This window comes from Lutimaribacter pacificus (genome assembly GCF_900142185.1).
GTDB lineage: Bacteria > Pseudomonadota > Alphaproteobacteria > Rhodobacterales > Rhodobacteraceae > Lutimaribacter > Lutimaribacter pacificus.
The window spans coordinates 300,243-321,557 of record NZ_FQZZ01000002.1 but is presented as its reverse complement, the minus strand read 5'-3'; the positions used below and the strand labels follow the sequence as shown (position 1 = coordinate 321,557).

The 21,315-nt window shown below is 67.5% G+C and carries 17 protein-coding genes; 6 read left to right on the top strand and 11 right to left on the bottom strand.

Annotated elements, in window-relative coordinates:
• Positions 1 to 7: 7 nt before the first annotated feature.
• The 8 genes from F3H87_RS07565 to F3H87_RS07530 all read right to left on the bottom strand — a co-directional run bounded on the left by F3H87_RS07565 (position 8) and on the right by F3H87_RS07530 (position 9,348).
• Positions 8 to 1,744 carry a heparinase II/III family protein gene (locus tag F3H87_RS07565; protein ID WP_149787972.1) on the bottom strand — a complete coding sequence of 579 codons (1,737 nt, stop codon included), beginning with the start codon at positions 1,742 to 1,744 and terminating at the stop codon, positions 8 to 10.
• A 95-nt stretch (positions 1,745 to 1,839) separates the two neighbouring features.
• Positions 1,840 to 3,867: an NADPH-dependent 2,4-dienoyl-CoA reductase gene (locus tag F3H87_RS07560; RefSeq protein WP_149787971.1), complete on the bottom strand. Its 2,028-nt coding sequence runs from the start codon at positions 3,865 to 3,867 to the stop codon at positions 1,840 to 1,842.
• A 68-nt stretch (positions 3,868 to 3,935) separates the two neighbouring features.
• On the bottom strand, positions 3,936 to 4,229 hold the full coding sequence (locus tag F3H87_RS07555; RefSeq protein ID WP_149787970.1) for a monooxygenase: 294 nt from the start codon (positions 4,227 to 4,229) through the stop codon (positions 3,936 to 3,938).
• Positions 4,230 to 4,285: 56 nt separating this feature from the next.
• Positions 4,286 to 4,663, bottom strand: a complete 378-nt coding sequence (locus F3H87_RS07550) for a hypothetical protein (RefSeq protein ID WP_149787969.1) — start codon at positions 4,661 to 4,663, stop codon at positions 4,286 to 4,288.
• A gap of 13 nt (positions 4,664 to 4,676) precedes the next feature.
• Positions 4,677 to 5,441: a DUF6478 family protein gene (locus F3H87_RS07545; RefSeq protein ID WP_149787968.1), complete on the bottom strand. Its 765-nt coding sequence runs from the start codon at positions 5,439 to 5,441 to the stop codon at positions 4,677 to 4,679.
• Positions 5,442 to 5,500: 59 nt separating this feature from the next.
• Positions 5,501 to 6,181: a hypothetical protein gene (locus tag F3H87_RS07540; RefSeq protein WP_149787967.1), complete on the bottom strand. Its 681-nt coding sequence runs from the start codon at positions 6,179 to 6,181 to the stop codon at positions 5,501 to 5,503.
• 1 nt (position 6,182) lies between these two features.
• Positions 6,183 to 7,940, bottom strand: coding sequence for a dihydroxy-acid dehydratase (gene ilvD, locus F3H87_RS07535; protein ID WP_149787966.1), 1,758 nt, complete (start codon positions 7,938 to 7,940; stop codon positions 6,183 to 6,185).
• Between the two features lie 412 nt (positions 7,941 to 8,352).
• A complete protein-coding gene (locus tag F3H87_RS07530) occupies positions 8,353 to 9,348 on the bottom strand; it encodes a zinc transporter ZntB (RefSeq protein WP_149787965.1) in 996 nt (331 codons plus the stop codon).
• Positions 9,349 to 9,507: 159 nt separating this feature from the next.
• Here F3H87_RS07530 and F3H87_RS07525 point away from each other — a divergent pair, with 159 nt between their 5' ends.
• The 4 genes from F3H87_RS07525 to F3H87_RS07510 all read left to right on the top strand — a co-directional run bounded on the left by F3H87_RS07525 (position 9,508) and on the right by F3H87_RS07510 (position 13,735).
• A complete protein-coding gene (locus F3H87_RS07525) occupies positions 9,508 to 10,398 on the top strand; it encodes a CPBP family intramembrane glutamic endopeptidase (protein ID WP_149787964.1) in 891 nt (296 codons plus the stop codon).
• A 56-nt stretch (positions 10,399 to 10,454) separates the two neighbouring features.
• On the top strand, positions 10,455 to 11,351 hold the full coding sequence (locus tag F3H87_RS07520; RefSeq protein WP_149787963.1) for a CPBP family intramembrane glutamic endopeptidase: 897 nt from the start codon (positions 10,455 to 10,457) through the stop codon (positions 11,349 to 11,351).
• A 58-nt stretch (positions 11,352 to 11,409) separates the two neighbouring features.
• Complete coding sequence (accD, locus tag F3H87_RS07515; protein ID WP_149787962.1) at positions 11,410 to 12,375, top strand: acetyl-CoA carboxylase, carboxyltransferase subunit beta; 966 nt, start codon at positions 11,410 to 11,412, stop codon at positions 12,373 to 12,375.
• Positions 12,376 to 12,457: 82 nt separating this feature from the next.
• Entirely contained in the window at positions 12,458 to 13,735 is a 1,278-nt protein-coding gene (locus F3H87_RS07510) for a bifunctional folylpolyglutamate synthase/dihydrofolate synthase (RefSeq protein ID WP_223228005.1), read from the top strand.
• 293 nt (positions 13,736 to 14,028) lie between these two features.
• Here F3H87_RS07510 and F3H87_RS07505 read toward each other — a convergent pair whose 3' ends face one another.
• Together F3H87_RS07505 and zapE are read right to left on the bottom strand one after the other, a co-directional pair.
• Positions 14,029 to 14,493, bottom strand: coding sequence for a lytic transglycosylase domain-containing protein (locus tag F3H87_RS07505; protein ID WP_149787961.1), 465 nt, complete (start codon positions 14,491 to 14,493; stop codon positions 14,029 to 14,031).
• A 196-nt stretch (positions 14,494 to 14,689) separates the two neighbouring features.
• The gene (zapE, locus tag F3H87_RS07500) at positions 14,690 to 15,748 is read right to left on the bottom strand and encodes a cell division protein ZapE (protein WP_394852159.1); all 1,059 of its coding nucleotides are present in this window, start codon (positions 15,746 to 15,748) and stop codon (positions 14,690 to 14,692) included.
• 201 nt (positions 15,749 to 15,949) lie between these two features.
• Between zapE and F3H87_RS07495 the strand changes: the two genes are divergently transcribed.
• Both F3H87_RS07495 and F3H87_RS07490 read left to right on the top strand, forming a co-directional pair.
• Positions 15,950 to 17,623, top strand: coding sequence for a bifunctional protein tyrosine phosphatase family protein/NAD(P)/FAD-dependent oxidoreductase (locus F3H87_RS07495; RefSeq protein WP_149787959.1), 1,674 nt, complete (start codon positions 15,950 to 15,952; stop codon positions 17,621 to 17,623).
• 141 nt (positions 17,624 to 17,764) lie between these two features.
• Positions 17,765 to 19,774: a glycoside hydrolase family 5 protein gene (locus tag F3H87_RS07490; RefSeq protein ID WP_149787958.1), complete on the top strand. Its 2,010-nt coding sequence runs from the start codon at positions 17,765 to 17,767 to the stop codon at positions 19,772 to 19,774.
• Positions 19,775 to 19,807: 33 nt separating this feature from the next.
• Here the strand turns inward: F3H87_RS07490 and F3H87_RS07485 are convergent, their stop codons facing one another.
• Positions 19,808 to 21,193, bottom strand: a complete 1,386-nt coding sequence (locus F3H87_RS07485) for an aspartate aminotransferase family protein (RefSeq protein ID WP_149787957.1) — start codon at positions 21,191 to 21,193, stop codon at positions 19,808 to 19,810.
• Positions 21,194 to 21,315: the final 122 nt, after the last annotated feature.

Below are 21,315 nucleotides of genomic sequence, written 5' to 3'. Positions count from 1 at the left end.
CTCCGGTTCATTCGGTCAAATCCAGCTCGTCCCGGTGCGTGTCGCGGATGCTGATGGGCGTGTCCTGCGCCTTGGCCAGCGACCACCGGATGCGGGTCGCATAGTCGATTGCGCGGGCGGATAAAACGATTTGTTTGCACGCACGCGGCCGCAACCGGCCTTTTTCGAGGTAAACACTGGGATCGAGATGCATTTCGGCCTTGCCGTCATGGCGAAACACCCAAAGCTCGCCGCTTTTCAGCGCCAGGCTGATCGCGGCGCCGCCCATGTCCAGCGTGGCGTCGACCTCGGGGTGCAGGTGAAAACGGATGTCGAAGGGCACGCCCTGCAATTGCGCACCGTCCAGCACGTGATCGAATTGCCGCTTGCCCGCCTCGTCCAGCGCGACCAGCAGGTCCTCGCCCGCCATGCCGCGCCCGTCGAATGTCAGCTCCAGCGTCCGGGCGTGGGTCAGCCCGTGGGTGCGCAGGTACCCGTCATGCCCGCCCTGAAACCGCATCCCGTCGGAGGCCTGCCCGATCTCGATCGGGACATGGGTGGGCGCATCGGTCAGCCAGTCGCCCCGCTGCCCCGACGCCCCGAAACGCGCGCTGGAATAGCCCGAGATCGACAGCGTCGAATGGCTGGCCGTGGCCCGGCCTGCGCGGCGCCATTCCTGCCCGAAACTGGCGCCCGATCCGCAATTCACCACCACCGGCCTGCGGCCCGACGTCAGCTCGAACGCCAGCGTCGAGGCATGGGCCGAGCGCGAGGCGGCGCCTTTCGGCGGCGGGGCGGCATCGACGACGACGCTGGTGCGCCCCGCGCTGAGCCGGGCAAAGCCCATCGACAACCCGTCGGGCGTGCGGCTTTTGACGCCCGAGGCGGCCAGCGCCGCGTCCAGCCGCCCGTCGAGGCCCCGCCCGCCGCCATGGAACCGCGCCAGTCCGCCATCGGCGTGGCGCAGGGTGCGCAGCGTCGGCGCGATCCGGTCGATGGCGGCGCGCAGCTCGGGCTGCACCGGCCGGTCGCTTTCCTCCAGCGCGGCGGCGGCCCATGTCAGCAGGGTAAAGACCTCAAGCAGTTCTTCGGGGTTGCGGGTGGGGATACCGCCCTGGTCGTCCACCTGCCGGCGGCATTCGCGTTCCAGCGCACGGGTGGCCGGGGCGACGTGCTTTTCCATCCCCTCAAGCGACAGCCCGGCATAGATCAGCCCGGTCAGCGCCTCGAACCGGGGCAGGCCGGGCGTGGTGGCCGGCCAGCGCCGCGCCAGAAAGATCGTCTGCTGCGCCAGCGAGCGATAGAATGCCTCGGACGCGTCGCGTTCCTGTCCGCGCAGAACGAAGATCGCGTGATGAATCCAGCGAATCACGCGCCGCCCGGTCAGGTCGGGCGTCCAGCCCGGCCCCTGCCCGGCGCCGAAGCGGTCGATCCATGTCCACAGCCACGCCTGCGCCCGCGCGCGGGCCGGCACATCGCCAACGGCCGCCAGATCGTCGAGCCAGGTGAAACCGTGCAGGTCCTCGTCAAAGATCGCGGCGGGCGATTTGACATCCCAGATCCCGGTTTCACCGCCTTCGACCAGGTAGCCCGCAAACAGGTAATTACCCGCCACCAGTTGCCGGCCCCGGGCGAAACTGCCCACCGTGCGCGGTTCGGGCTGGCTGACGAAACCGGTGGCCGGCCGCGCAAGCGTGCTGAGCCGCGCGTATACGCGGTGCATCCAGCGCGTCCAGCGCGCCGCGAAACCGTCGGGATGTCCCATCGCTCTGCCTCTTCGTCCGCTCTCGTGGCGGTTGCAGGCAGTCTACCGCGCGCGGCCCGTCTTGTCACCGGCGGAGTTCGGCAATCTGCGAACCGTCACAATGCGGCGGCCAGCCGCGTGCCCTGGTCGATGGCGCGCTTGGCGTCGAGTTCCGCCGCCAGGTCGGCCCCGCCGATCACGTGGCAGGGCACGCCTTCGGCCTCCAGCGCGTCGGCCAGGCTGCGCTCGGACAGCTGGCCCGCGCACAGGACGATGGTGTCGGCCGCGATCACGCGCGGATTCTCGCGCGCCTCGCCAAAGCTGACATGCAGCCCGGCATCGTCGATCTTTTCGTAGTTCACGCCGCCCAGCATCTCGACATTCTTCATCTTCAGCGCGGCGCGGTGAATCCAGCCGGTCGTCTTGCCCAACCCCTTGCCCAGCGCCCTGGCCTTGCGCTGCATCAGCGTCACCTGCCGCGCCGGCGCGTGGGGTTGCGGGCCGTCGGGCGCCAGCCCGCCACGCACCTGGGCCGGGTCGGCAACGCCCCATTCGCGCATCCATTCCGGCAGGTTCTCGGTCGGGCTGTCGCCGTCATGGACAAGGTATTCCGCCACGTCGAACCCGATGCCGCCCGCGCCGATAATCGCCACGCGCTCGCCCACGGGCGCCTTGCCCGCCAGCACATCGATATAAGACAGCACGTTGTCACGCTCCTGCCCCGGAATGCCCGGATCGCGCGGCACGACGCCGGTGGCGATGATGACCTCGTCAAACCCTTTCAGGTCGTCCACCCCGGCCGCCTGCCCCAGTTGCAGGGTAACGCCCGCATCCGCGACCATCGTGGCGAACCAGTCGACAAGCCCGTGGAACTCTTCCTTGCCCGGGATCGCCCGCGCCATGTTCAACTGCCCGCCCAGCCGGTCGGCCTTGTCGAACAGCGTCACCCGGTGCCCGCGCCCGGCCGCCGTCAGCGCCGCAGACAGCCCCGCCGGGCCCGCCCCGACGACCGCCACGGTTTTCGGCGCGGCGGCGGGCTCCACCGCGATTTCGGTTTCATAACAGGCGCGCGGGTTCACCAGGCAGGTCGAAATCTTGCCGGAAAAGGTGTGGTCCAGGCACGCCTGGTTGCAGGCGATGCAGGGCGCGATCGTGTCGGCACGCCCCGCCATTGCCTTGCCCACGAAATACGCATCCGCCAGCATCGGGCGGGCCATGCTGACCATGTCGGCACAGCCCTCGGCCAAAACCTGCTCGGCCACGTCTGGCGTGTTGATCCGGTTCGAGGTGATGACCGGGATCGACACCTGACCCATCAGCTTTTTCGTCACCCAGGCAAAAGCCGCGCGCGGCACCGAGGTGGCGATGGTGGGAATGCGCGCCTCGTGCCAGCCGATGCCGGTGTTGATGATAGTCGCCCCGGCCTTTTCGATTTCCTTGGCCAGTTGCACCACCTCGTCGAAGGTCGAGCCATCGGGCACAAGGTCGATCATCGACAGCCGGTAGATGATGATGAAATCCTCGCCCGCCTTTTCGCGCGCGCGTTTCACCGCCTCGATGGCGACGCGCATCCGGTTCTCGTAAGAGCCGCCCCAATCGTCGCTGCGCTTGTTAGTATGGGTGACAAGGAACTGGTTGATGAAATACCCCTCGGACCCCATCACCTCGACCCCGTCATAACCGGCCTCGCGGGCGCGGGCGGCGGCGGTGGCGATGTCGTTCAGTTGCTTCTGGATGCCGCCCTCGTCCAGCTCTTTCGGCGGAAAGGGCGAGATCGGCGACTTGATCGCGCTGGCCGACACGCAGTCCGGGCTGTAGGCATAGCGCCCGGCATGAAGGATCTGCATGGCGATCTTGCCGCCCGCGTCATGCACCCGGTCGGTGACGATACGGTGGTTGGCGATATCCTCGGGCGTGAACAGGCCCGCCGCACCGGGAAACACGCCGCCTTCGCGGTTCGGGGCCATGCCGCCCGTCACCATCAGCCCGACCTCGCCGCGCGCGCGCTCGGCATAGAACTCGGCCACGCGGTTCCAGTCCTTCGTTTCCTCCAGCCCGGTATGCATCGAGCCCATCAGCACGCGATTCTTCAGCGTGGTAAAGCCCAGATCGAGCGGCGACAGAAGATGCGGATACGATGTCATGGCTGGTCCTCCCTGGCTTGCGCGCAGAGTGGCGCAGGCGGGCGGGACTTGTCACGCGCAACGCCGCGTCAGCCGGAATTGTCGACGATGCAGGGGGTTTCGTAATATTCGAAGGTCGGGCGCGAGCCGTACAGCTTTTCCGCCCGGTCGCACCATTCCGCGTCATGGGCGGCCTGCGCCGCAGCCTTGTCGGGCCACAGGTAGACGCCGCCGCCCTGCCGGGTTTCCGCGTCGTAAAGGTAGTATTTGCGTACCAGATTTTCGTTGACCTGCCACCCCGGCATGGTGGATTCGAACCGGCGGATCACCTCGTCGCGGTCGATGCCGGGCGCGATGGTAAAGCGGACGATCTCGGTAATCATGGGCTCCTCCCTGTGTTGCGGTCAGGGTAGCGGCCCGGCGGCGCGGGGCAAGCCCGTTACATCGTTTCCACGCAATGCCGGCGGAAGGCGCGTTTCAGCATGTCCAGTTCGGCCCGCAACAGCTCCATCTCGGCGCGGATATCGTCGCCCAGCGCGTCACCCGCCAGCACCGCGAAGCTTTCCAGTGTCTCGCCGGTATCCGGGTCCGAGATCACGAATGTCTGCACCCCGTCCGACAGCAGCTTTGCCGGGATCGGCACGCGCACCACCCAATGCCCCTGCCCGCGGTCCTCGATCACCTCGACCCCGTCCAGCGGGCGGTCCAGATGCGTGACCCGGATCGCCGGCTGGCTCTTGCCGCTGTCGGTCATGGTCAGCACACCCTCCCACACCCCTTCGAACAGGCGGGTTTTCGTCAGGTTCATGGTGCTCATCGCGTGGCTCCCGTTACAGTTCGGCGCGCGGGCGGCGGCTGAAGGTCAGGTCGCGGATCGTGACCTGGTTCATCTCGGGCCCCTCGAAGATCAGGTCGAGCCAGGCGCGTTCGACCCGTTTTTCGTTCAGCTTGGTATAGGCCAGGTCGAATTCGACCATGACCTCTTCCTCGTGCAGCGGCAGTTCCCGCACGATCTGTTCGGTATTGGGGCCGTGCTTGATGTTCAGCCGGGCAAAGATTTCCAGCGGCTTTTCCATCTCGACGATGGTGTCCATGCGGATAAGGTGCCGCCGCCTGAGCCCGTCGACCGCGCCCGGCGGCAAACTCACGACCAGCGAAAGATACGAACCGTCGAAGCGGAAAACATCCATCCGCAACCCATAGGGCGCAAGGTCGGCTTCGCGCTGGTTGCGGAGCTGGCGCAGGGTCAGTTCGGAAAACTCGCAATCGTGGAACAGCGTCACCTCGTCGCCAAGCTGCGATTTGTTCGCCGCCGAGGCGATGCCCGGCACCGGCAGCGGGCCGCGCCACAATTCAGGCCGCCAGGCCCAGTCGGCATTGGCGGGTTTGCGAAAGGCGGTCGAGCCGATCCGGGGCAGCGCCAGCCGGTTCTCGGCCTTGAAGATCAACTGGTCCAGGTGATAGCGCAGCCGCCGCGCCCGGTTGCGCTGCACCCGCAGCAGGCTCAGCTTTTCGGTCTCGGCCGCGCGCGCCGCCCTGGCCCAGCGCCGCAGCGCCGCGCGGTACATGATCGTTCTCAACAGCCGTCCAGCCATGCCTGCCCCGTCGTTTCACTTACGGAAACTGTATGAATCCGAAAGATAAATAAATAGCCTCATGGAAACAAACGTCCGAAAATCCCGCCCAATCCCGTTTGTGGCGCCGTTGCGGCACGGGTTGCCGGGGTGGTTTCCTGCGCCTGCGGCGGCGCGGGTTGACGGAAGGGGCTGTTCTCGCGGATCGCTTCGGCAAGCGCCACCAGCAACCGCTCTCCGTTGTCGCCCGACAGGTCGCTGCCCGGCGCCCCGTACAGCGCAAGGCCCACCAGCCGGTTGTTGACCACCATCGCCCCGCGCCAGTGCCGGGTATCGCCGCGCTGACGCGGAAGGGCGCCCGCGCCCTTGACCTGCACCACGATCAGCCCGTCGCCATTGACCTCGCTCAGCGCGGCGCCCCTGCCCAGCGCACCGGCCAGGGCCGCGGCCTCGGGCTGTTCGCGCCCTTCCTGCGGGGGCGATATCGACACGGTGATGACCGCCGGTTCCGCCCCGCCGCCCGGCCGTCCGGTCAGCGACTCGCAGCTTGCGATCAGGGCAAAGCTGCCGCCGGGCCGGTCGGCGATGCTGGTCCTGTCTAGGCAATAGCCCGCGGGCGGCACCACGACCACCGCCCCGCCGGCCAGCGCGGCGCGGCGTGCGACGGGCACGCCGGCGGCGCCGCTCCCGTCCAGGCAACCCGACACCACGACACTCGCACAGATCACAAGGACGGGGCGCAGACCGCCCCGCCGCAACATGTCAGAGATCCATGTAGACATGGGCCTCGGCCTCGCCGCCCGGATGGGTGACCGCGCCCTTGTAGGTTTCCCCCACCAGTTGCGCGTATTTCCACAGCGCCCCCGAGGTGTAGATCGTCTTGCGTGGCCCGGCCCAGTCGGCCTTGCGCTGTTCCAGCTCGGCCTCCGACAGGTCGACCGACAGCTCGCCGCTGACCGCGTCGATGGTGATCACATCGCCGGTGCGGATCAGCGCGATCGGCCCGCCCTGCGCGGCCTCGGGGCCGACATGGCCGACGCAGAACCCGCGCGTCGCGCCCGAGAAGCGCCCGTCGGTGATCAGCGCCACCTTCTTGCCCATGCCTTGGCCGGACAGCGCCGCGGTGGTGGCCAGCATCTCGCGCATCCCCGGACCGCCGGCGGGGCCTTCGTTGCGGATGACGATCACCTCGCCCTCCTTGTATTCACGGTTCTTGACCGCGGCAAAGGCATCCTCTTCGCATTCGAAGACGCGGGCGGGGCCGACGAAACGCTGGTGCTGCTTTTCGATCCCGGCCACCTTCACGATGGCGCCCTGCGGGGCGAGGTTGCCCTTGAGCCCCACCACGCCGCCGGTCTGGGTGATCGGCGTTTCGATGGGATAGATCACGCGGCCATCGGCCTCGCGCTCGATCCGGTCCAGTTCCTCGCCGATGGAGCGGCCGGTGGCGGTCATGCAATCCTGGTGGATCAGGCCCGCCTTGCGCAGTTCCTTCATCACCACGGGGATGCCGCCGGCATCGTAAAGATCCTTGGCCACGAACTGCCCGCCGGGTTTGAGATCGACGAAATAGGGCGTGTCGCGAAAGATTTCGCATACATCGTCGAGGTAGAACTCGATCCCCGCCTCATGCGCGATGGCGGGCAGGTGCAGGCCGGCATTGGTCGACCCGCCGGTGCAGGCCACCACGCGCGCGGCGTTTTCCAGGCTTTCGCGGGTCACGATATCGCGCGCGCGGATGTTCCGTTCCAGAAGCTGCATCACCGCGCGGCCCGACGCCTCGGCATACTGGTCGCGCGATTCATAGGGCGCGGGCATGCCCGAGCTGTTCATCAGCGCCAGGCCGATCGCCTCGGAGACGCAGGCCATCGTGTTGGCGGTGAACTGCCCGCCGCAGGCCCCTGCCGAGGGGCAGGCCACACGTTCCAGCATGTCCAGCGCCTTGTCGGACAATTCCTGGTTCTGGTGGCGGCCGACGGCCTCGAACATGTCCTGCACGGTCAGGTCGCGGGTGCGGAAATCCTCGGGGATTTCCTGAACCTGCGGTGCCTTGCCCGGCAGGATCGAACCGCCGTAGATGAACACGCTGGGCACGTTCAGGCGCACCATCGCCATCATCATCCCCGGCAGCGACTTGTCACAACCGGCAAGGCCCACGATAGCGTCATAGCAATGGCCGCGCATCGTCAGCTCGACCGTGTCGGCAATCGCCTCGCGCGACGCGAGAGAGGAGCGCATCCCCTCATGCCCCATCGCGATCCCGTCGGTCACGGTGATGGTGGTAAACTCGCGCGGGGTGCCATGCGCCTCTTTCACGCCGCCCTTGACGGCCTGCGCCTGGCGGCTCAGCGCGATGTTGCAGGGCGCGGCCTCGTTCCAGCAGGTCGCCACGCCGACAAGCGGCTGGTGAATCTCGTCCTCGGTCATGCCCATCGCGTAGTAATACGACCGATGCGGCGCGCGTTCGGGCCCTTCCGTCACGTAGCGGCTGGGCAGCTTGGACTTGTCGAATTTCGTCATGGCGTCCTCCCGGGAAAGAATGTTGCGTTCAGGGAATAATCAACGCCCCGAAGAGGCACAAGGCGAATTGCGTCGCAGGTGGAGCGTGGCGCCCGGGTCTTTGGTTTACGGGACGGGTTGGGGATCGAGGCTGCGGGGCTGGGGGGAGGTGCTGACACGCTCCTTTCACGGCAGGCGCGACAGAGGGCGTCGCACGGCCACGGTCGGGCGATCCGACGGTTTGTGGCTGGCATTTTATGGTGCAGCCACATCCTCCCTCAAAGTGTGGCACTGGCGGCAGCCAATCGCCCGGCCGGGGGCGGCCGTGCGATGCCCGGGCCGCTGCGCGGCTGTTCCGGGCAGGGTGCGTCGCTCAACCGGCGGCCACGCCTGGCGTATAACGGCTCTGGCCATATGGGCTACGTGGCTGCCCCTAACCGCGAAACCCCATCCAGCGAAAGACGGCCCACAGACCCAGCCCGATCGCCGCCATCAGGGCTGTCACGATCCAGAACGCCACCGGGGCGTTCGCTCCGGGCACGCCGCCGACATTCATGCCCAGCATTCCCGACAACAGCCCCAGCGGCAGGAACACGGCGGCGACCACCGACAGCAGCAGCATCTGCCGGTTCATCACCTCGGAGCGGCGGTCCATGATCTGATCCTGCACCACCTGCGACCGGTCGCGGATCGCGTCCAGTTCCTCGCCCAGACGCGACACGCGCTCGGCCGCCTCCCGCAGGCGCATCCGGTCGGAATGGCCCAGCCAGGGCAGGTCCTCGATTTCCAGCGTCGTCAGCGCATCGCGCTGCGGCACCATGTAGCGGCGCAACAGGATCGCCGTGCGCCGCGTATCCGACAGCCGCCGCCGCATATGCGTGCCTTCCCCGGCATCCAGTGCGGTTTCCAGATCGTCCACCGTCTCGTTCAGCGCGGCCACCGCGGGTTCGGCCCGGTCGGCCAGCCGCAGCGCCAGCTTGGCCACGAAATCGCCGGGCGACAGCGGGCCCTGCCCGCGCCCGCCGGCGGCAAGCAGATCGCCCACCGCGTAAAGCGGCCGCAGCCAGACGCCGATCACCCGGCGTTCCTCCAGCCACAGCCGGACCGAGATCATGTCCTCGGGATCGGCGCCCGGGTTCAGGTTCACGCCGCGCAGCACCAGCACGACACCGTTGCCATGCACCGTGCAGCGCGGGCGGGTTTCCTGCGCGGTCAGCGCGTGGATCACCACCTCGTCCAGGCCCAGCGCCGCCAGCCCTGCAACCGCCCCCTCGTCGCCGTGCCGCAAATGCACCCAGTCGAACCCGGCCTCGGGCACGGCAGCGGCGGCCCCGTCCATCCGGCGCATTCCCCCGACCCCGTCGAACCGCGCATAAAGCGCATCGGGCAGCGAGGGCGGGGCATCCGTGGCAAGGGAATCGTTCGTCATGGCCGCAGTTTGCGCGGCGGCGGCGCGCTTGTCACAGGCTTTCACGCATCCCGCGCACCGGCTTGACCCCCGGACAGGAGCGGATATGCAGAACCGGCACCATGCGCGCCGTGGCGATCCGCCCGATCCCGCGCCGCAACCCCGAAAGCCGGCAGACCCGTGAAACTTCCGCCCTCCTACACGCCGCTTGCGGCCTATGTCGCCCCGGCCCGCGAACGGTCCGAGCCGTGGCGGCTCGGGGCGGGCATGGCGCTGATCCTGATGCTGGCGCTGACCATGGCCACCGCCTTCGGGGCGCTGCTGGGCGCGCTGCTGCCGCCCACGACCTACACCGCCTATATCGAGGCGACATCCGCCGGGCCGGGCGAGATCCTGTTCCTGCTGTTCGGCTCCGTCTTCCTCCTGGTGCCGACGCTGGTCTGCGTCGACATCCTGCACGGCCGGCGCCCGGTCACGCTGCTGGGGCGGCCCGGGCTGGCCTGGTGGCAGGGGCGGCGGGTGGTGGTGGCGCTGGGGCTTTTGTACCTCGCGCTGTGGGTTCTGCCGCCATGGGATGGCGGATCGCTGCAATCCGGGCTCGACACCCGCCGCTGGATCACGCTGCTGCCGCTGGGGCTGCTGGGCGTGCTGCTGCAGGTCACGACCGAAGAGGCGATCTTTCGCGGCTACCTGCTGCAACAACTGGCCGCCCGGTTCAGCCACCCGGCGATCTGGATGGTGGCGCCCTCGGTGCTGTTCGGCGCGCTTCACCACGACCCGGCGCTGGGGGCGAACTCGGTCTGGATCATGGCCTCGGCCACGCTGTTCGGCATCCTGGCCAGCGACCTGACGGCGCGCAGCGGATCGCTCGGCCCCGCCATCGCGCTGCATTTCGTCAACAACGCCATCGCCTTTCTGCTGATCGCGGCACAAGAAGAGATCGGGGCGCTGGCTCTTTACCTCTGGCCGATCGACATGTCCGACCCGGCGCAGATGCGCAGCACCCTGCTGATCGACACCGCGGCGCAGCTCTGCGGCTGGCTGGCCGCGCGTGTGGCGCTGCGCCGCTAGCGCCCGGCCGCGCCATCGGCTAAGCCTGTCAGGGCCGCCACCGGCCGGGACAGGACATGAGCTATCACCCGCACCGCCAATTCGCCGCCGCCGCGCGGCCGACCGCGCAGATGCCCCGGCTGGTCGTCGGCGTTGTGCTGATCGAGGCGTTCAACAGCGGGTTGCGCTGGCTGTTCGATGCGGCGCTGCAATGGCTGCCCGGGATCAGCGCGCAGGCGGTCTGGTATGGCAGCACCCGCGCCGGGCTTTTGCTGCAGCTTTGCAGCTTCGGCTTCCTCGGGCTCGGGGTCGTCCTCGTGGCGCACCGGCTGCATCACCGCGGTCTGCACAGCCTTACCGGCCCGCTGCGCCCGCTTTTGCGCGATTTCCGCCTGACCTTCCTTGCCGTCGCCCTGCTGTTCGCCATCGTCGAGATGCTGCCGCCCTATTGGGACGCCACCGCCGCCAGCCACGCGCGCAGCCTGCCGCTCTGGCTGCTGACCCTGCCGCTGGCCCTGCTGGCCCTGACCGTGCAGACCGGCGCCGAGGAGCTTTTCTATCGCGGCTATATCCAGCAGCAGATGGCCGCGCGTTACGACAACGCACTGATCTGGCTGCTGGCCCCGAACGTCATGTTCGCCCTCGCCCATTGGGAGCCGGGCGATTTCTCGACACCGGGGCTGCAATACATGATCTGGGCCCTCTGCTTCGGCCTTGCCGCCTCGGACCTGACGGCGCGCACCGGCACCCTGGGCGCGGCGGTCGGGTTTCACCTGGCCAACAACGCCTATGCCTTCCTGTTCTTCGCCGAATTCGCCGCGCCGGATTCCGGCCTGGCGCTGCTGCTGTTCCCGCAGGGCAGCCTCAGCGGCGACCTGTCCCCGGCCGGGCCGCTGCTGTCCGCGCCGTTCCTGACCGAGCTGGCCGGTGTCGGGCTGATGTGGCTGGCGGCGCGCGTGATGCTCAGGCGTTGATTGCATTTCACCGCGCCGGGGCTTATTTCAGGCCAAAGCCGCAACGGGACATGCCTGAATGAACTGGATCACCAACTACGTCCGCCCCCGCATCAACTCGATCTTCTCGCGCCGCGAAGTGCCCGAGAACCTGTGGTCGAAATGCGACGAATGCGGCACGATGCTGTTCCACCGCGAACTCAGCGACAACCTGAATGTCTGCACGAATTGCGGGCATCACATGGCGATCACCCCGCGCGACCGGTTCAGGGCCCTGTTCGACGGCGGCATCTTTGCCGAGATTTCGGTGCCCGAACCGCTGGCCGACCCGCTGCATTTCCGCGACCAGAAGAAATATCCCGACCGCATGAAGGCGGCCCAGAAACTGACCGGCGAGAAAGAGGCGATGCTGGTCGCCACGGGCGAGATCGGCCGCACCCCCATCGTGGCGGCGGCGCAGGATTTCAGCTTCATGGGCGGGTCGATGGGCATGTATGTCGGCAACGCCATCATCGCCGCCGCGCAGGAGGCGGTAAAGCTCAAGCGTCCGCTGATCCTGTTCTCGGCCGCAGGCGGCGCGCGGATGCAGGAAGGCATCCTGAGCCTGATGCAGATGCCGCGCACCACCGTCGCCGTACAGATGCTGAAAGAGGCCGGCCTGCCCTATATCGTCGTGCTGACCCATCCCACGACGGGCGGCGTCACCGCGTCCTACGCCATGCTGGGCGACGTGCATATCGCCGAACCCAACGCGCTGATCTGTTTCGCCGGCCCCCGCGTGATCGAACAGACGATCCGCGAAAAGCTGCCCGAGGGCTTCCAGCGCGCCGAATACCTGCTGGATCACGGGATGCTCGACCGCGTGACCCCGCGCACCGAGATGCGGGCCGAGCTGATCTCGATCACCCGGATGCTGCTGGGCCTGCCGCCGGAGATCAAGGGCGACCTGCCCGCGCCCGAACAGGACGGCGAAGACGAAGGCGATGCACCGGCTGCCAGGACGGCAAAGGCCGCCACCGCCAAGGACGCCGCGAAGAAGGGCTGAAGCGCCGCAAATCCGCCTGGCCGCCCGCGCCGTATGTGCCAGGATCACCGCACCGAAAGCAACGCCCGGACACCCCTCAGACATGACCCAGCGTTCCGATGCCATCCTCGAACGGATGATGGCGCTGCATCCGAAGATCATTGATTTGACACTCGACCGCGTACATCAGCTGCTCGACACGCTCGGCAACCCGCAAGACGACCTGCCGCCGGTGATCCATATCGCGGGCACCAACGGCAAGGGCAGCACGCAGGCCATGATCCGTGCCGGGATGGAAAGCGCGGGCAAGCGCGTGCATGCCTATACCTCGCCGCATCTGGCGCGGTTCCACGAACGTATCCGGCTGGCGGGCGCGTTGATCGACGAAAACGCGCTGTCGGATGTGCTGAACGAATGCGAGGCCGCCAATGGCGGCGTGCCGATCACCTATTTCGAGATCACGACCTGCGCCGCGATCCTTGCCATGGCGCGCACCCCCGCCGATTACACCCTGCTCGAGGTTGGGCTGGGCGGGCGGCTCGACGCCACCAACGTGGTCGGAAAGCCGGCGCTGAGCATCATCACCCCGGTCTCGATGGATCACGAAAGCTATCTCGGCACGACGCTGACCGCCATCGCGGGAGAAAAGGCCGGGATCATCAAGCGCGGCGTGCCGGTGATCGTCGGCCCGCAGGAGGACGACGCGCTGGCGGTGATCGAGGCGCGCGCCGAACGGCTGGGCGCGCCGGTCCTGGCTTATGGCCAGCACTGGCATGTGGGAACGGAACGCGGGCGCATGGTCTATCAGGACGAAACCGGCCTGCTGGACCTGCCCCTGCCCAACCTGCCGGGCGCGCACCAGATCCAGAACGCGGGCGCAGCCATCGCCGCACTCAGGCATCTGGGCTTTGACGACACCGCCGCCGAGGCTGCCGTGACCAGCGCCTTCTGGCCCGCGCGCCTGCAACGCCTGACCGACGGCCCGCTGGCCGCGGCGGCGCCACGGGCCGAGCTGTGGCTCGACGGCGGGCACAACCCGGCGGCCGGGCAGGCGCTTGCCGCGCATCTGGCCAGCCTGCCGAAACGCCCGACGCATCTGGTCTGCGGGATGCTGAACACCAAGGACGTTACCGGCTATCTCACGCCGCTGGCGGGGGTGGCCGACGGGCTGACGGCGATTTCGATCCCCGGCGAGGCCAACACCCTGCCCGCCGCCCGCACGGCCGAGGCCGCCCGGCAGGTTGGCCTGCCCGCCGACGAGGCCGGGGATATCCTCGGCGCGCTGGCGCGGATCGCCGCGCACACGCCCGATGCCCGCATCCTGATCTGCGGCTCGCTCTACCTGTCGGGGGCGGTGCTGCGGTTGCAGGCCGGGGGCTGACCCGGGCGGCCCGGCCTCAGCGCAAGAAAGGGGCAGGAAAGTTTCGAGTCAAATCAACGGATTCGATTGCGGAAGACGCAAAACGAATCATGGCTTGTTGACCGCTTCGCGGCGCTTCGCCTATATCTTGCAGAACACCCGCATCGCGCCCCCTATCGGTGGGGTATCGCGGGACCTTGGGGGACCGCCGGCGCGCTCCGGCGCCGCACCGGGCGATGGCCCCCACGCTTTGTTGAATGACGACGGCAGGTGGGAAAGAGGGGCCGATCCAACGGCCCCCTTTCTTTTGGCAATCAGGATCGCAGGCCGGTCTCGCGCAGCATCCCGCGCCGCTTGGCCTCGTAATAATAACCACGCGCATACCACATCACCGCGCGGTCCCGATCGCCATCGGAAACCAGCCAGGCGCCGCGCAGGTATTTGACCGCGTATTTCAGGTTGGTCTCGGCATCCAGCAGATCCTCGGGGGCGCCGCGAAACCCCATCGAGCGCGCCGTTTGCGGCAGGATCTGCATCAGCCCGTAATAAGGCCCGTTGCGCGCCCCCGGACGGTGGGTGCTTTCGCGCACGATCACCCGCTGCACCAGGTCGACCGGCACATCGTAGTGATCCGAGTATTCCACGATCAGCGCCCGCAGCTCGGGCGTTTCGTTCGGATGAAGCGGCATGTCGTGGCGCGGCGAATGCGCCCGCTGCCGCCCGCGCCGCCCGCAGCCCGCCAGCGCCACAAATCCCAGCACGAAGAAACGTCTGTGCATCCCGATCTCCCGCTTGTCCCTGCCCCGCCGCTTAGCATGTTCCGGGGCCATGCACAGGAAAACCGCGCGGTATCGGCACAAAACCGCGCGGTTTTCCCCTTTCCGCAAATATCCCCGCCGGAGGCACCCCGAGGAGCGCAGCCGGAGGCGAGCACCGCAGATACCCTGTGTGCGCCCCCCGGCGCACGCGATCATGTCACGCCTCGCGGCCCCAGTCCTCGGCCTGCATTTCGCGCAACCGGCTGGCGGTGCGCTCGAACTCGAAAACGCCTTCGCCTTCCAGATACAGCATCTCGGGGTCTGCCGCGGCGGAACAGATCAGCCGCACCTTCGCCTCGTACAGCGCGTCGATCAGCGTGACGAAACGCTTGGCCTCGTTGAAGTTCGAGCGGCCCAGCGCGGGGATGTTTTCCAGGATCAGAACCCGCGTCACCTCGGCCAGCGCAAGGTAATCCGCCGCGCCCAGCATCCGGCCGCACAGGTCGTGGAACGACGCCCGCGCCACCCCGTTGTGATAAAGCGGGATTTCGACCTTGCGGCCCTTGACGACCAGCACCAGCGCCTCTTCCCCGCCATCGGTCAGGTCGTCCCAGATCGACGCGATGGCGCGGCGGGCGTCGGCATTGGCCGGCGTGAAATAGACCTGCTCGCCCTGCAACCTGTCCTGCCGGTAATCGCGCGGGCTGGTCAGTTCGTGGAGTTCCATCCGCTGTTTCAGCAACTCGATGAAAGGCAGGAAAATCTGCCGGTTCAGACCGTCCTTGTACAGATCGTCGGGCACCCGGTTCGACGTGGTGACAACGACGACACCCGCATCGAACAGCTTTTCGAACAGCCGCCCCACGATCATCGCATCGGCGATATCGGTGATCTGCATCTCGTCGAAGGCCAGCAGGCGCAGCTCGTCGGACACCGCTTTTGCCACCGGTTCGATCGCGTCCTCGGCACCCGATTTGCGCGCCTCGTGCAGCGCGTTCTGGATTTCCTGCATGAAAGCGTGGAAATGCACCCTCCGCTTGGGCGCATCGACCATGCCGACGAACAGGTCCATCAGCATGGATTTGCCACGGCCCACACCGCCCCAGAGGTACAAGCCCCTGGGCGGTTCGGGTTTCTTTGCGAACCAGCCGCGTTTGACCGGCTGTTCGAGGGCGTGGCGAATACGCTCGAACTCGGGCAGCGCGGCTTCCTGCGCGGGATCGGCATGAAGCTCGCCCGCCTGCACCAGTTCGGCGTATCGGTCCTGAATGCGCATCGTCATGCCCCCGCATAGCGCGCCGGTCCGGCCAAGAAAAGACCACAGGCGCGGTCCCCGCCTTGGCGCGTCATTGCCGGGCGGCGCGGCAATCGGCGATATCGGCGGGGCCGGGCGCTGTGACAGTGTGGCATCTGACATATTCCCCGCCCGGAATGTAGAAACACCGGCAAACCGATTCCCATTCGCGCGGAGACCGACATGGATATCAGGAAGATCACCGACGAAGTCAGCGTTGCCCCGCAACTTCTGCCCGGGGACATGGCGGCGGCCGCCGCACAGGGGTTCCGATCGGTCATCTGCAACCGGCCCGATGGCGAGGCCGCGGACCAGCCGACATTCGACGAGGTCGAGGCCGCGGCACAGGCCGCCGGGCTGCAAACCCGCTATATGCCCATCGTTTCCGGCAAGGTGCGCGACGAGGATGCCGAGGATTTCGGCCGCGCGCTGGTGGAACTGCCCGGCCCGGTGCTGGCCTATTGCCGCACCGGCACGCGGTCGGCGACGCTGTGGTCGTTGTCGCAGGCCGGCACACGCGACACCGCCGCGATCCTTGCCGCGACCAGAGACGCCGGTTACGACATGGCCGGGGTGGTGCGCCGCATCGTGAACGGCGGCAAGACCCCCACCGATACCGGTGACGCGAAATTCGACGTGGTGATCGTGGGCGGCGGGGCGGCCGGCATCGCCGTGGCCGCCAGCATCCGGGAACGCAAGCGCGAGTTGAGCATCGCAATCCTCGATCCTGCCGATATCCACTATTACCAGCCCGGCTGGACGATGGTGGGCGCGGGCATCTTCGACCCGGCCACCACGGCCCGGACCATGGGCAGCCTGATCCCGCAGGGCGTGCACTGGATCAAATCCGCCGTCGCCGCGTTCGAGCCGAAGGACAATGCCGTGGTGCTGGACGGCTGCCGCGTAGTGAAATACGACCGCTTGGTGGTCTGCCCGGGGCTCAAGCTCGACTGGCACGCGGTGGACGGGCTGGTGGAAACGCTGGGCAAGAACGGCGTCACCTCGAACTATCGCTACGACCTGGCGCCCTATACCTGGGAGCTGGTCCGCAACCTGCACGAGGGCCGCGCGCTGTTCACCCAGCCGCCGATGCCGATCAAATGCGCGGGCGCACCGCAGAAGGCGATGTATCTTTCGGCGGATCACTGGGTCCGCAGCAACCGGCTGAAAGATATCGACGTGCAGTTCATGAATGCGGGCGGCGTGTTGTTCGGGGTCAAGGATTATGTCCCGGCGCTGATGCGGTATGTCAGGAAATACGACGCCACGCTGAATTTCTGGAACAACCTCATCGCCGTTGACGGCCCCTCGAAGACCGCCACCTTCCGGGTGTCCGAGCCCGAAAAGGAGTCGCACGAGGTGACTGTCGGGTTCGACATGATGCATGTCTGCCCGCCCCAGACCGCACCCGATTTCATCCGCGTCTCGCCGCTGGCCGATGCGGCGGGGTGGGTCGACGTGGACCAGAGCACGCTGCGCCACACCGAGTTCGACAATATCTGGAGTCTGGGCGACGTGATGAACGCGCCCAACGCCAAGACCGCCGCCGCCGCGCGGATGCAGGCGCCCGTCGTCGCGGAGAACATCGTCGCCGATATCTACGGCGGTGCGCCGCGGGCGATGTATAACGGCTATGGCTCCTGCCCGCTGACGGTGGAACGGGGCAAGATCGTGCTGGCCGAGTTCGGCTATGGCGGCGCGCTGCTGCCCAGCTTTCCGAAATGGCTGCTGGACGGCACCCGGCCCACCCGCGCGGCCTGGATCCTGAAGGAACAGATCCTGCCGCCGGTCTACTGGAAGGCCATGCTGCGCGGCAAGGAATGGCTGGCCAGGCCCGAGAAGGTGACCGCCAGGTAAGCCCCGGCAGGAGCGAAAGACGCGCGGGCAACGCCGCACAATGTGATAGGATGCAAGGGCGGATCGCCCGGGTCAGGCTGTTGCCGGACGGACCTGCCGGCGGGTCCGCGATATAGTCGTCCGAAGCACTGGCCTTGTCCCATGCCGAATTTTCGCATCCGTTCGCTTGTTCTGATCCTGGCCTTGCTGGGCGTTCCGCCCCTTGCCACCGCGCAATCCCCCGGCGATCCGGTGTTGTGGCCGGAAGCAACGGTGGGCATCGCGCCCGGCAATCCCGACCTGGGGTTCCTCAACCATACCCCCGCCGGCAGCAAGGGCCGGGTCCGGGCAGCGGGGGCCGATCTGGTCTTTGACGACGGCAGCCCCGCGCGGTTCTGGGGGGCCAACCTGCAGGCCTATGCGCTGTTTCGGACCGCACCGGAGAACATCGCGGCACATGCGCGGCGGCTGGCGGCGCTCGGCTTCAACCTGGTGCGCATCCACCACCACGATTCGCGCTGGGTCACCCCGAATGTCTTTGGCGCCAAGGCACCCGCCACGACACGGCTGGACCCGGAGGCGATGGCGATGCTCGACCTCTGGATCGCGGCGCTGCGGGACGAGGGAATCTATGTCTGGCTGGACCTGCATGTCGGGCGCGAGGTTACCGCGCGGGACGGCATCGACGCCTTCGACGAGATCGCCGGGGGCAAGGCGCGGGCGGATATTCGCGGCTTCAACTACGTTTCAGACAGTATCCGGGCGCGAATGCTGGAGTTCCAGCGCGCCTATCTTTCGCACCGGAACCCGCATACCGGGCTGCGCTATGCCGAGGACCCGGCAATCATTGCCGTGCTGATCACCAACGAGAACGACCTGACCCATCATTTCGGCAACGCGCTTTTGCCCGACAAGGGCGTGCCGGCGCATTCCGCGATCTACATGGCGCGGGCGCGCGATTTTGCCAAAGCGCAGGGGCTGCCCCCGAAAGAGACCTGGAAGGCGTGGACATTCGGGCCGTCCAAGCTGTTTCTCAACGATCTTGAGCGCCGTTTCTTCCAGACCACGATCGCCGATATCCGCGCCACCGGGTTCGACGGGCTGGTGGCAACGACGAACAGCTGGGGCGGTAATTCCATCGCCGCGCTGCCGTCGCTGACGCTGGGCACGATCATCGACGTGCATGCCTATGGCCAGCCGGACGAACTGCGCCGGAACCCGCGCGATGCGGCGGGATTTCCCGACTGGGCTGCGGCGGCGCAGGTCGCGGGGATGCCGCTGAGCGTTTCCGAATGGAACATCACCGGGTTTCCCGCCGGGGATCGCCTTGCCGGCCCGCTGCGCATGGCGGCGAGCGCGGCCTACCAGGGCTGGGATGCGCCGATGATCTTTGGTTATTCCCAGCGGCCACTGAACGGGCCGACCCGGCCGGGGAACTGGTCGGTGGCGTATGATCCGGCGATCCTTGCGATGCTTCCTGCGGCGGCACTGATGTACCGGCAGGGGCACGTCCGGCCCGCCGGGCGAACCTTTGCGCTGCAGCTGTCGGCGGACGTGTTCTATGGGCGGAAGATCACTCCGGCCACCTCGACCGCGCTGCGCACGCTGGCGGAGCAGGGGCGGCTGGTGGTCGAATTGCCCGAAACGCCGGAACTGGGCTGGCTGCGGCCGACGCGGGCCGGCAGGGACGCCATCCCGGTCACCGATCCCGACACCGCCCTTATCGACGCGGGGGCCGGGCATATCGCCTCGGACACGGGCGAGATACGGCGCGATTTCCGCCGCGGGCTTTACACTGTCGATACCGCGCAGAGCCAGCTTGCCGCCGGGGCGCTTGCGGGCGGGGCGATCTCGCTGTCCTCGATCCGGCTGGACAGCGACATGCCGATGGCGGCTGTGGCGGTGCAGAGCCTGGACGGACGGGCGATCGCGGGATCGCTCAGGATCATGATCTCGCTCACCGGGCGGGCGATGCCGGTGGGCGGCAAAAACCCCGCCTACCGGATCGAGCCACTTGGCGGTGCACTGCGGATCGGCGCCCCGCCGGACCTGACGCTGACCGATGGCACGGGCCGACCGCTGGCCGATCCCGGTGCCCATACGGTGCAGGACAGCACCCATGTGATCGACCTGTCGCGCCTCGGGCCGGTGCGCTGGCTGCTGCTGCAATAGCGGCGGGCGGGCGGACCCGCCCGGCCCGGCGGATCAGACCATGCCTTCGGATTTGGCGTAGTCCAGCGTGCGGTCCAGGATCACGCCCATGATGCGCACGATCTCGGCCACGTCGTCCTCTGTCATGATCAGCGGCGGGCACAGCGCCAGCGTGTCGCCCAGGCTGCGGCAGATCAGCCCCTCTTCGTGGCCGATCTCGAACCCTTTGAGGCCCAGCTTGCCCACCGGATCGAATTGGCGCTTGCTGTCCTTGTCGGCCACCATCTCCAGCGCCGCGATCAGGCCGGTGCCGCGCACCTCGCCCACCAGCGGGTGATCTGCGTATTGGCGCAGCCCCTCCTGGAACGGACCGGACAGGCGGGCGGCGTTGCCGATCAGGTCGCGTTCCTCGATGATCCTGAGGTTCTCCAGCCCCACCGCGGTGGCGACCGGGTGGCCGGTGGCGGTATAGCCGTGGCCGAAGGTGCCCAGCGCATGGGTGTTGTCGGCGATCACGTCATAGACGGCCTCGGAGAACACGACTGCCGCCAGCGGCATGTAGGACGATGTCAGCTGCTTGGAGGTCACCATGATATCGGGGCTGAAGCCCATCTTTTCGCAGCCGAAGGTGGTGCCCAGCCGGCCGAAGCCGTTGATCACCTCGTCCGACACCAGCAGGATATCGTATTTGCGGCACAGCGCCTCGATCCCCGGCCAGTAACCTTGGGGCGGGACCATCACGCCGCCCGCGCCCATCACCGGCTCGCCGATGAAGGCGGCGATGGTTTCGGGGCCTTCGCGCAGGATGGTTTCCTCGGCCTCGTCCAGCAGGCGTTGGGTGAACTCGGCCTCGGACTCGCCATCCTTGCCGAAGCGGTAGAAATGCGGGCAGGTCAGGTGCACCACGGGGATCGCGGGCAGGTCGAAATGCTTGTGATTGGCGGGCAGGCCGGTCAGGCTGCCCGAGGCCACGGTGATGCCGTGATAGCCCTTGTCGCGGGCGAGGAACTTCTTTTTCTCCGGCCGGCCCAGCGCGTTGTTGTAGAACCAGACCATCTTGACGACGGTATCGTTCGCCTCGGACCCCGACGAGGTATAGAATACGCGCGTCAGGTGCTCGGGCGTCATCTCGACCAGCTTTTCGGCCAGGCGGATCGACGGTTCGTGCGATTTGTGGGCGAAGGTGTGGTAATAGGGCAGCTTTTGCATCTGCGCCATCGCGGCGTCGCACAGGCGCTGCTCGTCAAAGCCCACGGCAACCGACCACAGGCCCGACAGCGCCTCGATGTATTTCTTGCCGTTGGTGTCGTAGACATGGATACCCTCGCCCCGGTCGATGACGAGCGGGCCCTGCTTCTCGTGCTTGCGGGCATCGGTGTAGGGGTGCAGCGTGGTGCTGATATCGGCGATGTTCAACGAGTTCGACAGCGGCGTGGTCATGGCACGACTCCCTTATGGCATGGCGATTTGGGCCACATCCTTACGGATCGGCGGCGCCGGGGCCAGTGGAATCTGATCAAATTTGCCGGTACCCGGGAAAAGGACCGGGGTGCACGACCGCG